This window comes from Mycobacterium alsense, from assembly GCF_002086635.1.
Classification (GTDB): Bacteria; Actinomycetota; Actinomycetes; order Mycobacteriales; family Mycobacteriaceae; genus Mycobacterium; species Mycobacterium alsense.
In genome coordinates this window covers 1-1,378 of record NZ_MVHD01000123.1, presented here as the reverse complement: position 1 = coordinate 1,378, position 1,378 = coordinate 1, and the positions used below count along the sequence as shown (strand labels likewise).

The 1,378-nt window shown below is 62.6% G+C and carries 1 protein-coding gene; it reads right to left on the bottom strand.

The window, feature by feature from the left end:
* Positions 1-40: 40 nt before the first annotated feature.
* Positions 41-1,303, bottom strand: a complete 1,263-nt coding sequence (locus tag BST11_RS26760) for an IS256 family transposase (protein WP_083141166.1) — start codon at positions 1,301-1,303, stop codon at positions 41-43.
* Positions 1,304-1,378 lie beyond the last annotated feature (75 nt).

Below are 1,378 nucleotides of genomic sequence, written 5' to 3'. Positions count from 1 at the left end.
GGGGCTGTCTGATTAACGGTGGATCCGACCTTGGCATTGGTTAGTTGCCGGTCGGGGTGATCCGGCCGTTGAAGGTGATTGCGAACGCGTTGAGTGCGGGCTTCCACCTCATTGCCCATCGTGCCCTACCTCGCCCGGTCGGATCCAGTGATCGGGTGACGAGGTAAAGGCATTTCATCGCCGCCTGGTCGGTCGGGAAGTGTCCGCGGGCACGGATCGCGCGGCGATAGCGGGCGTTGATCGACTCCACGGCGTTGGTGGAACAGATCACCCGGCGGATCTCCACGTCATAGTCCAGGAAGGGCACGAACTCGCTCCAGGCGTTCTCCCAGAGTCGAATGATCGCCGGGTACTGGGCTCCCCACTTCGCGGTGAATTCGACGAAGCGTTCCTTGGCCGCAGCCTCGGTCGCGGCGGTGTAGACCGGACGGATGTCCTTGGCGATCTGATCCCAGTACTTGCGTGATGCGTAACGAAAGGTGTTGCGCAACAGATGAATCACGCACGTCTGGATGATCGCCCGGTCCCAGACCGTGTTCACCGCCTCCGGCAGTCCCTTGAGCCCGTCACAGACCAGCATGCACACATCCCCGGTGCCGCGGTTCTTGATCTCGGTGAGCACCGACAACCAGAACTTGGCGCCCTCCCCGCCGTCGCCGGCCCACAACCCGAGGATGTCGCGCTCACCGGCGCACGTGACCCCGACCGCGACGTAGATGGGCCGGTTGGTGACCTGACCATCGCGGATCTTGACGAAGATCGCGTCGATGAACACCACCGGATACACCGGCTCCAGCGGCCGGTTGCACCACTCGGCCATCTCAGCGACGACTTTGTCAGTGATCCGGGAGATGGTGTCCTTCGAGACCGTGGCCCCGTAGACGTCGGCGAAGTGCGCGGCGACCTCACCGGTCGTCAATCCCTTTGCCGTGAGCGACAATACGATCTCGTCGATGCCCGTCAGACGGCGCTGACGTTTCTTGACGATCTGCGGCTCGAACGAACTGTTCGTATCGCGGGGCACCTCGATCTCGACCGGGCCAATCTCGGTGAGCACCGTCTTGGCCCGAGTCCCATTTCGCGAGTTGCCGCTACCGCGCCCCGCCGGGTCGTGCTTGTCATAGCCCAGGTGCTCGGCCATCTCCGCATCCAACGCGGTCTCCAGCACGTTCTTCGTCAACTGGTTGAGCAGACCATTCGGCCCGACCAGTTCGACACCTTGTTCCTTCGCCTGCGCCAGCAGCTGCTCAGCGAGCTGCCGTTGATCCAGTTCCATCGCCACGGGATCGAGTGTTTCTGACATCGTCAGTCCTTCCCGCCAAGCTCACGCTCGGCGTGTCAGACCAAGATCAGATCCACCGTTGTTCTGACAGTCCCC

What these genes read in the sequence shown, in the direction of transcription:
- BST11_RS26760 (WP_083141166.1), bottom strand. Translation starts at nt 1,303, where the DNA reads ATGTCAGAAACACTCGATCCCGTGGCGATGGAACTGGATCAACGGCAG.